At 52.9% G+C, this 13,099-nt stretch carries 12 protein-coding genes; 5 read left to right on the forward strand and 7 right to left on the reverse strand.

The genetic code is table 11. The annotated features are described in order from the left end of the window. The first annotated feature begins 235 nt into the window (after positions 1 to 235). On the forward strand, positions 236 to 1,585 hold the full coding sequence (gene glpT / locus B4923_RS13075; protein ID WP_109054804.1) for a glycerol-3-phosphate transporter: 1,350 nt from the start codon (positions 236 to 238) through the stop codon (positions 1,583 to 1,585). Positions 1,586 to 1,659: 74 nt separating this feature from the next. Next, positions 1,660 to 2,727: a glycerophosphodiester phosphodiesterase gene (glpQ, locus tag B4923_RS13080; RefSeq protein ID WP_109054805.1), complete on the forward strand. Its 1,068-nt coding sequence runs from the start codon at positions 1,660 to 1,662 to the stop codon at positions 2,725 to 2,727. A 66-nt stretch (positions 2,728 to 2,793) separates the two neighbouring features. On the opposite strand, the gene yigL is transcribed toward glpQ, so the two are convergent. After that, entirely contained in the window at positions 2,794 to 3,594 is an 801-nt protein-coding gene (yigL, locus tag B4923_RS13085) for a sugar/pyridoxal phosphate phosphatase YigL (RefSeq protein ID WP_109054806.1), read from the reverse strand. A gap of 109 nt (positions 3,595 to 3,703) precedes the next feature. After that, entirely contained in the window at positions 3,704 to 4,699 is a 996-nt protein-coding gene (gene pldB / locus B4923_RS13090; RefSeq protein WP_109054807.1) for a lysophospholipase L2, read from the reverse strand. A 266-nt stretch (positions 4,700 to 4,965) separates the two neighbouring features. On the opposite strand from pldB, the gene rhtB reads away from it, so the two are divergent. Next, complete coding sequence (gene rhtB, locus B4923_RS13095; RefSeq protein WP_109054808.1) at positions 4,966 to 5,586, forward strand: homoserine/homoserine lactone efflux protein; 621 nt, start codon at positions 4,966 to 4,968, stop codon at positions 5,584 to 5,586. A 43-nt stretch (positions 5,587 to 5,629) separates the two neighbouring features. Here rhtB and rhtC read toward each other — a convergent pair whose 3' ends face one another. The 3 genes from rhtC to pldA form a co-directional block, all read right to left on the reverse strand. Next, a complete protein-coding gene (rhtC, locus tag B4923_RS13100; RefSeq protein WP_109054809.1) occupies positions 5,630 to 6,247 on the reverse strand; it encodes a threonine export protein RhtC in 618 nt (205 codons plus the stop codon). A 48-nt stretch (positions 6,248 to 6,295) separates the two neighbouring features. Continuing rightward, a complete protein-coding gene (recQ, locus tag B4923_RS13105) occupies positions 6,296 to 8,122 on the reverse strand; it encodes an ATP-dependent DNA helicase RecQ (RefSeq protein ID WP_109054810.1) in 1,827 nt (608 codons plus the stop codon). Between the two features lie 188 nt (positions 8,123 to 8,310). Continuing rightward, complete coding sequence (gene pldA, locus B4923_RS13110; RefSeq protein ID WP_109054811.1) at positions 8,311 to 9,177, reverse strand: phospholipase A; 867 nt, start codon at positions 9,175 to 9,177, stop codon at positions 8,311 to 8,313. Positions 9,178 to 9,390: 213 nt separating this feature from the next. On the opposite strand from pldA, the gene B4923_RS13115 reads away from it, so the two are divergent. Next, a complete protein-coding gene (locus tag B4923_RS13115) occupies positions 9,391 to 9,879 on the forward strand; it encodes a thioesterase family protein (RefSeq protein WP_109054812.1) in 489 nt (162 codons plus the stop codon). Between the two features lie 70 nt (positions 9,880 to 9,949). Beyond that, a complete protein-coding gene (rarD, locus tag B4923_RS13120) occupies positions 9,950 to 10,879 on the forward strand; it encodes an EamA family transporter RarD (RefSeq protein WP_109054813.1) in 930 nt (309 codons plus the stop codon). Here rarD and B4923_RS13125 read toward each other — a convergent pair. Together B4923_RS13125 and corA are read right to left on the reverse strand one after the other, a co-directional pair. Then, positions 10,845 to 11,903, reverse strand: coding sequence for an AbrB family transcriptional regulator (locus B4923_RS13125; protein ID WP_109054814.1), 1,059 nt, complete (start codon positions 11,901 to 11,903; stop codon positions 10,845 to 10,847). The genes rarD and B4923_RS13125 overlap by 35 nt on opposite strands. Positions 11,904 to 12,128: 225 nt before the next feature. After that, entirely contained in the window at positions 12,129 to 13,079 is a 951-nt protein-coding gene (gene corA / locus B4923_RS13130; RefSeq protein ID WP_109054815.1) for a magnesium/cobalt transporter CorA, read from the reverse strand. Between the last annotated feature and the right edge of the window lie 20 nt (positions 13,080 to 13,099).

A 13,099-nucleotide genomic window follows, 5' to 3' on the forward strand; every position in this document is an offset into this window, starting at 1 on the left:
AAAACGAACAAAAAACGAAAATTAATAGATAATGAAAGACCGTAAATGTGATTTAACTCACTAAAATCACGCCTTCAACTCTCTCAGTTCTGTTAACATGCACACAAAAAATGTCACGCTGTCATAAAAACGTAACATTTGAGCCTTGACTCACAAATAACCACCGATTTACTCACTACAATTACGTTCGTAATAGAACAATAAATTGTCGTTTTCTTTCGCATTGGAGATATCTATGCTGAGTATTTTTAGGCCTGCGGCCCACCAGCCGAGAATGGCAGAAGATCACATTGATCCTGTCTATCGCCGCCTGCGCTGGCAGATTTTCATGGGGATATTTTTTGGCTACGCCGCCTACTATCTGGTACGTAAAAACTTCACGCTGGCAATGCCTTACCTGATCGAACAGGGCTTTTCCCGTGGGGATCTTGGCTTTGCGTTATCCGGGATCTCAATTGCCTATGGTTTTTCCAAATTCATCATGGGTTCCGTATCCGACCGTTCAAACCCTCGCGTCTTCCTGCCTGCGGGATTGATTCTGGCGGCTTCCGTCATGCTGTTCATGGGCTTCGTCCCCTGGGCAACGTCAAGCATTGCGGTAATGTTCGTTCTCTTGTTCCTGTGCGGCTGGTTTCAGGGAATGGGATGGCCTCCGTGTGGACGCACCATGGTTCACTGGTGGTCTCAGAAAGAACGCGGCAGTATCGTTTCCATCTGGAACTGCGCGCACAACGTCGGGGGCGGTCTGCCACCGCTGCTGTTCCTGCTGGGTATGGCCTGGTTTAACGATTGGAAAGCGGCGTTATACATGCCGGCGTTTGCCGCCATTCTGGTTGCACTGATTGCCTTTGCTCTGATGCGTGACACGCCACAATCCTGCGGCCTGCCGCCGATTGAAGAGTATAAAAACGATTATCCTATTGATTACGATGAAAAAGCAGAAGAAGAGCTGACGGCGAAGCAAATCTTCATGCAGTACGTTTTCCCCAACAAACTGCTGTGGTATATCGCCATTGCCAACGTATTCGTCTACCTGCTGCGCTACGGTATCCTTGACTGGTCGCCAACCTATTTGAAAGAAGTGAAACATTTTGCACTGGATAGATCGTCCTGGGCGTATTTCCTCTACGAATATGCCGGTATTCCCGGCACGCTGCTCTGCGGCTGGATGTCCGATAAGGTCTTCAAAGGCAACCGTGGGGCGACCGGCGTGTTCTTTATGGTGCTGGTCACCATCGCAACGATCGTTTACTGGATGAACCCGGCAGGGAATCCGCACGTAGACATGGCCTGCATGATTATCATCGGTTTCCTGATTTACGGCCCGGTCATGTTGATTGGTCTGCACGCACTGGAACTGGCGCCGAAAAAAGCCGCGGGTACCGCAGCCGGATTTACCGGCCTGTTCGGTTACCTTGGCGGCTCCGTGGCGGCCAGCGCCATTGTCGGTTATACCGTCGACTTCTTCGGCTGGGACGGCGGCTTCATGGTAATGATCGGTGGTAGCATACTGGCCGTTGTGCTGCTGGTGATGGTGATGATCAGTGAGAAAAAGCATAAAGAAGAATTAGCCAATCGTGCATAATCCCGTCTTGTAAGCATCCCTCTGGCGGCGTCTACTGACGCCGCCTGTCTCTCAACAGAAAGAGGTTTGACCGCATGAGCTACGTTGTAAAATCACTTCTCACCAGTATCGCCTTGTCCTTCTCATTCGGCGCCCTTGCCGAACAAAGCAGCAAAATCGTTATCGCCCACCGCGGCGCCAGCGGTTACCTACCAGAGCATACGCTGCCAGCCAAAGCCATGGCCTACGCACAGGGAGCGGATTATCTGGAGCAGGATCTGGTACTAACCAAAGACAACGCACTGGTCGTCCTGCACGATCACTATCTTGATCGCGTCACCGATGTCGCAGAACGTTTTCCTCAGCGAGCGCGTCAGGATGGCCGGTTTTATGCCATTGACTTCACGCTGTCAGAAATTAAGTCGCTGAAATTCACTGAAGGGTTCGACATTAAAAACGGCAAACAGGTACAAAGCTATCCCACCCGTTTCCCAATGTGGCAATCTGACTTTCACGTCCATACCTTTCAGGAAGAAATTGAGTTTATTCAGGGTCTGAATCACTCAACCGGCAAAAATATTGGCATCTATCCTGAAATCAAAGCGCCGTGGTTCCATCATCAGGAAGGTAAAGACATTGCCCGCGAAACGCTGACCGTACTGAAGCAATACGGCTACACTCAGAAAAGCGATCGGGTATTCCTACAGTCGTTTGATGTCGCAGAGCTTAAACGCATCAAGACCGAACTACTGCCCGCAATGGAGATGGATCTGAATCTGATCCAGTTGATTGCCTATACCGACTGGCATGAAACCTATGAGAAGCAGTCTGACGGAAAGTGGATAAACTACGACTATGACTGGATGTTCGAACCGGGCGCCATGAAGCAGATTGCCGCCTACGCCGACGGTATCGGCCCGGACTATCACATGCTGGTGAAACCTGACGCCACAACCGGGCATATTTCGTTTACCGGAATGGTGAAAGAAGCGCACCAGAACAAACTCCAGGTTCACCCGTTTACTGCGCGAGCAGACAGGCTACCCACGTATGCCAAGGACATCGATCAGCTCTACGATATCCTTTATAAACAGGCGGACGTTGACGGCCTGTTTACCGATTTCCCTGACAAGGCGGTGAATTATCTTGAAAAACCGCGCTAACTACATGACGTTCGGCGGTTTCAGCCTTGCCATCCCGTACCGCCCGCCAGGGATGGCGAAACGCCGCTATCGCAGAAACAACTCCCGCAAATAGTTCGGCACAGCATTTTCTGCATTGGTGCCAATCACTTCACAATCCGGCAGCAGGTTTTTCAGGCGCTGGTGCGCATTCTCCATGACACAGCCTTTACCCGCCATCGACAGCATTTCATAGTCATTCATGCCATCCCCGAAGGCGATACACTCTTTCAGTGAAAAACCGACGAGTTTCGCCACCTGCTCCAGCGCATGCCCTTTGGATACGCCACCCGCCATGACTTCCAGACAGGTTAACGTTGAAAAACTCACATTGACGCGATCGCCCCAGCGCGCATTGATCGCTTCTTCCAACGGCAACAGCTGTTCGTGTGAATCACAGGTAAAGAATACCTTGCTGACGCCATCCGTTTCCAGCAGGCCCGGCTCAAACAGTTTGTACCTGAAAATCGATTCCCGGAAAAAACGCTCTTCTTCCGGCCGCCGACGATTCATGTACCAGTCATCGTTGCGGTATACGTGCGTCAACATATTCGGGTTATCGTGCATCACATGATACAAATCGTGAGCAATGTCCTGATCAAGGCTATGACTGAAAATCAGCTCGCCCTGCGTGTTATGTACCCGTGCGCCGTTAGAGGTGATCATAAACGCGCTAATGCCCAGACCATCGCGGATTTGCGCCACATCCATATGATGCCGTCCGGTTGCAAACACAAAATGAATCCCCTTTTTTGTCAGCAACCTGAGTGTCTCTTTGGCATACGGCGATAAGGTATGGTCGGGTGACAGCAGCGTGCCATCTAAATCGGAAGCAACGACATGATACATAACGGTGAGATCTAACCTCTGTGGTGGTGTTTGGCGGCATTCGCCGCAAAATTTAATGATATATCCGTCATCTTTCAAGCTGTAGGCGCGTTGGCCGGCAGCCTGAAACCTATTGGGTATAGTCGGCAAAGTGAGCCAGAATCAGCTCAAACGCCTGAGCACGCATGTTATCTTTCTCAAACAGAATTTCATGACGGGCCCCTTCGATAACCCGGGGCGCGCCGCCAGCGCAAGGGTGGCCGGCCTGCGCCAACGCCCGACAAAAGTCGTCCTGACTACGATTATCCACGACCCGATCTTCCTGAGCCTGTAATAATAATATCGGCGTCGTGATATCCGCAGCCCGCGCCAATAACTGCTTACCTGCGATCATGGCTTCACGCACCCAATGATAAGTCGGGCCGCCAACGCGCAATTCCGGGTAATCCGCATAAAATCTGACGCTGCGCTGGTAACGTTCACGGCTGTGCGTCAATACATTGACCATGTAGGGCAAGGGCTGCCATTGCCCGGTGCCAATCGCATAATAATCACGTATTGGAGGGTGACGTTCTGACCAGTCAAGCACCCGCCACGCCAGCCAATGAGGTATTGGCAAATGGATGCCGCACATTGGCGCACAAAGCGCCGCGGCATCAAACGATCCTGGCTGGCGCGCCAGAAAATGGGCCAGAATAGCACCGCCCATCGAATGGGCAAGCGCGAATCGTCGTGTATAGGCGCAAGGTTCGATTTGCTGCTGCCACAGCAGTGCGACGTCGTCCACGTAATCGCTAAAGCGTAATACGTGCCCACGATGACCATCTTCCAACAGCCGACCGGAACGGCCCTGCCCGCGATGGTCCATCATCAGCACGTCATAGCCGTTGTGGAAAAGATCGTAAGCCACTTCGCTGTATTTTACGTAACTTTCGATACGTCCCGGAAACACCACCACAATATGCTTATGCTGTGGCGCAGAGAAACGAACAAAGCGGATCGGCACATTATCGACGCCGATAAACTCCCCTTCCTCACGCCGAAACCAAAAATTCAGCAACTCTCCGGTAGCAAAGGCAGAAAACTGCGCTTCTCGCGTTAACAGGCTATCGTGATACGGCATCATCACACATCTCCGGTGCAGGCCAGTAAAGCTATCGGAAAGACTTTTTGAAATATAGATATCAGCGTATTGTTACATAAAAAATTTCCAGGAGAAATTTTTAACGTCGCTGGCGACGGCCGAAAGGTGGCAGGCAGGGATAGCCTGCCATAAAAAATTTCCGGGAGAAATAAACGCAGGGCGCGTTTATTAACAACGCAAAGCGTTGGCCCTTCGGGGTGGAGGCCGGATGCCCGTATAAACAATGACAATCATGGAGTAATTCGCCGATGACCATAGACTGGTGGCTAACCTATTTACTGACAACACTCATTCTCAGCCTTTCCCCCGGTTCGGGCGCCATCAATACCATGAGCACAGGCATCAGCCACGGCTATCGCGGTACGGTCGCGTCAATCAGTGGATTACAGGTCGGGCTGTCGATACATATTGTGCTGGTCGGTATTGGGCTTGGCGCACTGCTGTCAAAATCCCTGTTGGCGTTTGATATTCTCAAATGGCTGGGGGCGGCCTATCTCATCTGGCTGGGGATCCAGCAATGGCGTGCCGCCGGGGCGCTGGATTTGCAGGCGATAGCCAGCGCCATGCCGCGTCGCAGACTCTTTAAACGCGCCATTCTGGTGAACCTGACCAATCCGAAAAGCATCGTGTTTCTGGCCGCGCTGTTCCCGCAATTCATCATTCCACATGAACCACAAGCCGCGCAGTACCTGATTTTGGGCATCACGACGGTTGCCGTCGATGTGGTCGTCATGATTGGCTATGCCACGCTGGCAACACGCATTGCCGGCTGGCTGAAAGGCCCGCGTCAGATGCAAACGCTCAATCGGATATTCGGCTCATTGTTTGTTCTGGTCGGCGCACTGCTCGCCAGCGCCAGAAAAGCCTGATTCATTTCCCGGCCGGGTTGCGTACCCGGCCAGTGTAAACGCATCAGCGCGAAAAAATCAGATGTAAACCAAACCCGGTAAACAGCACACCCGCCACGCCATCTACCCACTTCGCCATACGCTGGTAAGCCCGGCGCATCGCCGGTAACGCGAAGACCACCGCAACCAGGCTAAACCACAACAGCGTTTCGATGGCAATCAGGGTGAAAATGCCCCAACGCTCGACACTGCCGACGCTATCGCCCACAAACAACGAGAAAACACTACCGAAATACACCAGCGCTTTTGGGTTTGCCAGATTGGTCAGCAGGCCGCGAATAAATGTTTTACCGCGCCGGGGCAGTACGACCGCCGTTTCCTGTTCGGTTTCCAACTGTGCTTTGCTGCGCGCCGAGCGGAGCATCTGCCAGCCCATCCAGCACAGATAAGCGCCGCCGCCGATAGTAATGGCACGATGCAACCAGGCCATCTGCTGTAACAGAAGGTGCAGCCCCAGTAATGCGATCGCCGCCCAAACGACAACCCCCAGCGAAATACCCAGCACGCCCATCATTGCTTCACGACGGGAGCGGCTGGCGGCGGTTTGAGAAACGAAAAAGAAATCCGGACCTGGGCTCATCAACGCGATGAAATGCACCAGCGCGACAGTCAGAAAGAGCATGGTATTTTCCTGTTTTTTAGCGTGTTAATGCACATATTTTAACGTCCATCACTCGTCATCATTATCAACATGATCGCGGATCATGGTCATAAAAGGCGCGCCGAAGCGTTCAAGTTTGCGATGGCCGACGCCATTAATATTCAGCAACTCACCAGCGGTAATCGGCATCAGTTCGGCCATTTCCAGCAGCGTGGCGTCACTGAACACCACATAGGGCGGAATATTGGCTTCATCGGCAATGGACTTACGCAGCTTGCGTAATTTGGCGAATAATTTGCGGTCGTAATTGCCACCGTAGGATTTCTGGCTGGCGCGCGGTTTCAGGTTGATCACCCGCGGCACGGCCAGTTGCAAAGAAACTTCGCCACGCAGCACCGGCCGGGCGGATTCGGTCAACTGTAACGCGGAATGCAGGGCGATATTCTGGTTCAGCAAACCAAGATGAATTAGCTGGCGCAACACGCTGACCCAATGTTCCTGCGACTTTTCTCGTCCGATGCCATAAACCGGCAGTTTGTCGTGGCCGTACTCACGGATACGCTGGTTATTCGCTCCGCGCAGCACTTCAACAATATAGCTCATACCAAAGCGTTGCCCGACCCGATAAACGCAGGAGAGCGCTTTCTGCGCGTCGAGCAGACCATCATAACGCTTGGGGGGATCGAGGCAGATATCGCAGTTACCGCAGGCCTGCTGACGGCCTTCTCCGAAATAGTTCAGCAAGACCAGACGGCGGCAGGTTTGCGCTTGCGCAAACGCGCCCATGGCATTCAACTTATGCCGCTCAATATCCAACTGTTGCCCGGCAGGCTTTTCTTCCAGACAGCGCCGCAGCCACGCCATATCCGCCGGATCGTAAAACAGTACCGCTTCAGCCGCCAGCCCGTCACGTCCGGCGCGTCCGGTTTCCTGATAGTAGGATTCGATATTGCGCGGAATATCAAAATGCACCACGAACCGCACGTTCGGCTTGTTAATTCCCATGCCGAACGCCACCGTCGCCACCACGACCTGAAGATCGTCACGCTGGAAGGCTTCCTGCACCTGCGCCCGGCGCTCGTTTTCCAGTCCGGCGTGATAGGCCGCCACGCTCAGTCCCCGGCTTTGCAGACGCGTGCTGATGTCTTCCACCTTCGCCCGGCTATTACAGTAAATAATGCCGCTTTTGCCGCGCTGGCCCTGAACAAACATCCAGAGTTGATCGAGAGGTTTGAATTTCTCCACCAGCGTGTAGCGAATATTGGGTCGGTCGAAACTGCTGATCTGAATGAGAGGCGACTGAAGATCAAGCAGTCGGATGATGTCCCGCCGCGTGGTTTCATCCGCCGTCGCGGTTAACGCAATGACCGGCAGGGAGGGAAAATGCTGTTTAACCTGCCCCAGCGCCCGGTATTCAGGGCGGAAATCATGCCCCCACTGGGAAATGCAGTGCGCTTCATCAACGGCGATCAGGGAAGGCTGCCAGTGAATCAGATGATCGAGAAAACCGTCCGTCGTCAGACGTTCCGGCGCAATATACAGCAGTTTGATCTGCCCGGTACGGCAACCCGCCATCACCTCAAGCTGTTGCTCGCGCGTTTGGGTCGAGTTCAGGCAGGCGGCGGATACGCCATAGGCCTGTAGCTGATCGACCTGATCTTTCATCAGCGAAATAAGCGGGGAAACCACCAGCGTCAGACCATCCATCACCAGCGCCGGGATCTGATAACAGAGCGATTTCCCACCGCCGGTCGGCATTACAACCAGACAATCCCGCCCGCTGATGGTCGCGTTAATGATCTCTTGCTGACCCGGCCGGAATTGCTGGTAGCCAAACGTCTCCCGTAAAACCTGAACAGCAAGCGTTTCCTTATTCAATACTTCCGCCGTAGACACGCGTTCCCCAATCCGATGAAATCAAACAGGCGCTATTTTCAGCGCCGTCCGGTAAAACTGCAATGTTTTAAATGGCAGCGCACCCGATTATCGCCATACTTGCGAACCTTTCCGAGAAATTGTTTCTATTTCGTCAGACTGACGGGCAGGAAACGCGAACAGGCAACCATCCCCGGCGCCTACCTTGTCTAGAACATATCGTTCAGCGTGACCCCGACACCGAAGCGCGTCTGACGATGATTGTAATCAATGAGCGATTCACCATAGCCGCTGAACACTTTGGTATAAAAACGCACGTGTTTCGTCAATGGATAGCTCCAGCCGAGTTCGCCGCCGCCATAGCCGCTGTTCCAGTTATAGCGCCCTTCCGCACTGAACACGCTGTCGCCCCAGACATAGCCGACGCGCAGGCGGTAGTGTCCCATATACTTGGTAATGTCCGGGTTATCATCCTGGCTGTCCGAGAAACGAATCCACGGTTTCAAATCCACCTGCCAGTTGCCATTTTGCGCCATCAGACGGGCATAGGCACGGTCCCAGCTACGCGATGTCGGCTCGGAACGTCCGTTCGACTGATGATTGATCCCCACTTCAACATCCCGCAGCGTCCAGCCGGCGAAGGTGTAATCCGTTGCCCAGCCCAGAAAAATCTGCGGTTCATAATCGGTTTCACGAAACGGCGAAGACTCGCTTTTATTGGATAATTGCCACCAGGAGCGTTGCGTATAGGACGCCCCCAGCAAAGAGCTGTCACCGAAGATGCCGCGCCACAGCGGGAAGCCAAGGCTAAGCTGGAAATTCACTTCATCCTTGCGCGCTTCATCGCCCCAGTTATAACTCTGTATCGCGGCTTTATTAATATTACTGGTATAGGTATACAGCAGATAGTTGCTTTCATAAGGATAGAGAATAAACGGGCTATCATGATCCTGTAGCAGGTTGGCGATAATGCTGCCGCGTACCGCGGGTTTGTCATGCACTGGCTCTATTTTTGCCTCTTCCGCCTGAGCGTATGTCGTCAGCAGCACCGCCAACATACCTACAATTTTACGCATTCACTTTTTCTCCCGAGCATTCACGATGGCTGTTCCAGCCAGGCAATCAATACCAACACAAACCAGACATTCTACACAGTTCGTCGGTATTTGAATCCGTGTTCGATACTTTCTCAGTCTTTTCTGGAAAGAAATAAAATATGCACATAAAATAAACAATTAATTAACTTTTCAGCATCATATATCCGGTGCTTTCTCAAGGTGCAAACAACCATGTCCAGTACGCCATCCACTCAAAGCGCGGTTTTAACCCGAGAGACTGTGCGTCAGCTTGTTGCTGACATTTTCATTTACAAGATGCCGTTCAATGGCGAATTAGGACTCGAGCTACAGCATTTTGAAATCGACCGGGCAACATTAACGTTTGCGCGCCAGGACAAGCTGATCGGCAACGCCTTGCAAAAAATTCTGCACGGCGGCGTGATTGCCGCCGGATTGGATGTCGCGGCCGGTTTAGTCTGCGTCGGCAATACCCTGCTGCGCCATGAAACCATCAGCGAACAGGAATTCCATCACCGACTCTCACGGATGGGGACTATCGATATGCGGGTGGACTATCTGCGGCCGGGCCACGGCGAGCATTTCACCATTACAAGCCAGCTGCTGCGCGGCGGCAATAAAATCGCGGTGGCGCGGGCCGAATTGCACAATGAAAAAGGCGTACACCTTGCCAGCGCGACCGCGACGTACATTGTTGGTTAACAGTTGAGATGAAAACGCGTTCTGTTTTGAGTAGACTAAGCCGTTTCCCGCCTTTGTTATCGAGCCACCAATGAATTCGCAACAAACCCGCAAGGGGATCTTTTTCGCTCTGGGCGCCTATTTCATCTGGGGCATTGCACCGGTTTACTTTAAGTTGCTTGAGCATGTTCCCCCCGATGAAATACTGACCCACCGTATTATCTGGTCGTTTTTCTTTATGCTGATCCTGCTGACCATCAGCCGGAAATGGCGTCAGGTTCGTTATGCCTGCCGTAACGTCAAACACCTGCTGTTGCTGGCGCTGACTGCCGTACTGATCGGCGGCAACTGGTTACTGTATATTTGGGCGGTCAATAACCATCATATGTTGGAAGCCAGCCTGGGTTACTTTATCAACCCGCTGGTTAACGTGATGCTGGGGATGCTATTTCTGGGTGAACGTTTCCGCCGCTTGCAATGGATAGCAGTGCTACTGGCGGTTGCCGGCGTACTCGTTCAACTGTGGACTTTCGGTTCGCTACCGGTTATCGCGCTGGGGTTGGCCTTCAGCTTTGCGCTATACGGCCTGCTACGCAAAAAAATCGGGATTGATGGACAAACCGGCATGCTGATTGAAACCCTGTGGTTGTTACCGATGGCGGTCGTCTACCTGTTTTTTATCGCCGATAGCCCTAGCAGCCATATGACGGCCAACCCCTGGTCACTGAATCTGCTGCTGATCGCCGCGGGCATTATCACCACGGTTCCGCTGTTGTTTTTCACCGCCGCCGCTATGCGGTTACGTCTTTCGACATTGGGCTTCTTCCAGTACCTCGGTCCGACCATGATGTTCCTGTTGGCCGTCATTTTCTACGGTGAAACCATGGGTAACGACAAACTGATCACGTTTGCCTTTATCTGGAGTGCGCTGGCCTTGTTTATTCTGGATGCAATCTACACGCAGCGTAAACGACGTCGGGTTCAGGTTACGCCGCATCAGATACAACACGACGCGAAATAAAGCGCGATAGCAGCGGACAAAAGAGCAGAGTCGAGAACAGGCGTAACGTCTGCATCGCAATGACAAACGCCATATCGACCCCGCTGCCTGCCGCAATAATGGCGATAGAATCCAGTCCGCCGGGGCTGGTTGCCAGATAAGCCGTCAGCAAATCAACAGGCATGATCCGCGTTACCATCAACGCCATGGCGCCGCATAGCAACATCAGTCCGACGATTGAGAACATCATGTGCGGCAAGGTACGCAAAGCAAGAAAAAATATCGGCCGGGTAAAACACAAACCGACGCTCCAGCCAATAAAAGCATATGCCAGCGCCAGCAACCATTCCGGCGTCGCTAAATGCAGAATTCCGCTGGCGTGCAGGAACGAACCAATAATCATCGGCCCCAGCAGTGCGCCTGAAGGAATACGCAGACGCCTCCCCAGCCATGCACTGCCAAACGCGACGCACAGCGTCGCAGGGAAACGCCAGTCCAGCGCAGGAAACCAGACCAGCATGGCATTATTTTCGGCGGCGGCATCCCCCAGGCTGAGGCGCGCGACAAATGCGGCGGCGGCAGTCACCATCAGCACCCGCAAATACTGCATAAATGCAACCAGCCGGACATCCGCGCCGAATTCCGCCGACATCGCCACCATCGCGGAAGCACCGCCGGGAGAGGCGCCCCAGGTTCCGGTCGTACCCGGCAATTCGCTGAATTTCACCAACAGCCAGCCAGAAAGTCCGCTGGCGGCCAGCGTCGCCAGCAAAATGAACAGTACCAGCGGCCATTCGCTGATTAATGGACTGAGGATGGAAAGAGAAAGGCTTTGCGCCACCAGACAGCCAAGCACCGCATTGCTGCCGGCAAAAAACACAGGGGGAATACGGATGGTTGCACCGTTCAACCCCATCACCACGCCAACCAGCATGGGGCCCAGCAACAACGCTGCCGGAACATGGTAAACCTGCAACCCGAATCCCAGAACCAGCGAAACCGACAGCAGGATTATCCATTGTCTCAAGGGTGGAACCCTTTTCATGCGCACAACCTGTTTCAAAAATAAGACATAGTCAGCCATTCTAAACAGAATGGTCAGATAATTAATATGGCAATTAATAGCAGGGAAACAAAAAGTTATAACCAATCGGTATTTAGGCAGCGGCAAATATTCGAGAATGCGTTGACGCGGCCTCACGCCCCCGCACGGCGAAGATGAAGGATTTAAGAGATATTGCGCTCCACAAAAGCGGGAGCGCAGCTGCTTTCAAAGCCAGTTTTTGCGTTTGAAATAGAGATACGGCGCCAAGCCGGCCAGGATCATCAATACAATCGCGCCCGGATAACCAAAAGACCACCGCAGTTCAGGCATGAATTCGAAGTTCATCCCATAGCTGGATGCCACCAGCGTCGGCGGCAGGAAAACCACGGAAACCACCGAGAAAATTTTGATGATGCGGCTTTGTTCGATGTTGATGAGGCCCATTGCCGCCTGCATCAGAAAGTTGACCTTCTGAAACAAGGATTCGTTATGTGGCAGCAGGGACTCGATATCACGCAGGATTTCACGCGCCTGCTCCAGCTGGCCTGAAGGTAAACGCGCCTTGCGCACCAGAAAATTCAACGCACGCTGCGTATCCATCAAACACAGGCGCACTTTCCAGCCCACGTCTTCCAGTTCCGCCAGCGTGGAAAGCGCATCATCGTATTCTTCGCCCTGACGACCTTCCATAATGACGCGACTCAGTGATTCCAGATCGCTGTAGATATTCTCGATTTCGTCCGCCAGCTGTTCAATTTTGGTTTCGAACAAATCCAACAGCAGTTCGTAGGCGTTACCATCGACCAGCGTTTGATTGCGGGCCCGCATCCGATACAGCCGAAACGCGGGCAGCTCTCGCTCACGCAGCGTATACAAACGGCCATCACGAATGGTAAACGCCACGGTGGCGTTACCAGCATGATCTTCCGCATCTTCAAAGAAGAAGAAGGAGTGAATGTGCAGCCCGTCCTCGTCTTCAAAGAAACGCGCCGATGCCTCAATATCTTCCAGTTCTGGCCGGGTGGCCAGACTTTGTCCCAGTTCATTTTGTACTTTCTCACGCTCGCCATCTTCAGGTTCGATTAAATCGACCCAGACAGACTCGGTGAGATCGTCGGAGTCATCCAACTCCAGACGAGATAAACGGCAGTGATCCAGTTTAAATGCGCTCAGCATAGGCCATGCTCCCTTATTCA

Origin of the sequence: Brenneria roseae subsp. americana (assembly GCF_003115815.1) — a bacterium.
Lineage (GTDB): Bacteria > Pseudomonadota > Gammaproteobacteria > Enterobacterales > Enterobacteriaceae > Brenneria > Brenneria roseae.

Coding starts and splice junctions, on each gene's coding strand:
- pldB (WP_109054807.1), bottom strand. CDS start 4,699: ATGATGCCGTATCACGATAGCCTGTTAACGCGAGAAGCGCAGTTTTCT.
- yigL (WP_109054806.1), bottom strand. CDS start 3,594: ATGTATCATGTCGTTGCTTCCGATTTAGATGGCACGCTGCTGTCACCC.
- glpQ (WP_109054805.1), top strand. CDS start 1,660: ATGAGCTACGTTGTAAAATCACTTCTCACCAGTATCGCCTTGTCCTTC.
- rarD (WP_109054813.1), top strand. CDS start 9,950: ATGAATTCGCAACAAACCCGCAAGGGGATCTTTTTCGCTCTGGGCGCC.
- glpT (WP_109054804.1), top strand. CDS start 236: ATGCTGAGTATTTTTAGGCCTGCGGCCCACCAGCCGAGAATGGCAGAA.
- B4923_RS13125 (WP_109054814.1), bottom strand. CDS start 11,903: ATGAAAAGGGTTCCACCCTTGAGACAATGGATAATCCTGCTGTCGGTT.
- rhtC (WP_109054809.1), bottom strand. CDS start 6,247: ATGCTCTTTCTGACTGTCGCGCTGGTGCATTTCATCGCGTTGATGAGC.
- pldA (WP_109054811.1), bottom strand. CDS start 9,177: ATGCGTAAAATTGTAGGTATGTTGGCGGTGCTGCTGACGACATACGCT.
- rhtB (WP_109054808.1), top strand. CDS start 4,966: ATGACCATAGACTGGTGGCTAACCTATTTACTGACAACACTCATTCTC.
- corA (WP_109054815.1), bottom strand. CDS start 13,079: ATGCTGAGCGCATTTAAACTGGATCACTGCCGTTTATCTCGTCTGGAG.
- B4923_RS13115 (WP_109054812.1), top strand. CDS start 9,391: ATGTCCAGTACGCCATCCACTCAAAGCGCGGTTTTAACCCGAGAGACT.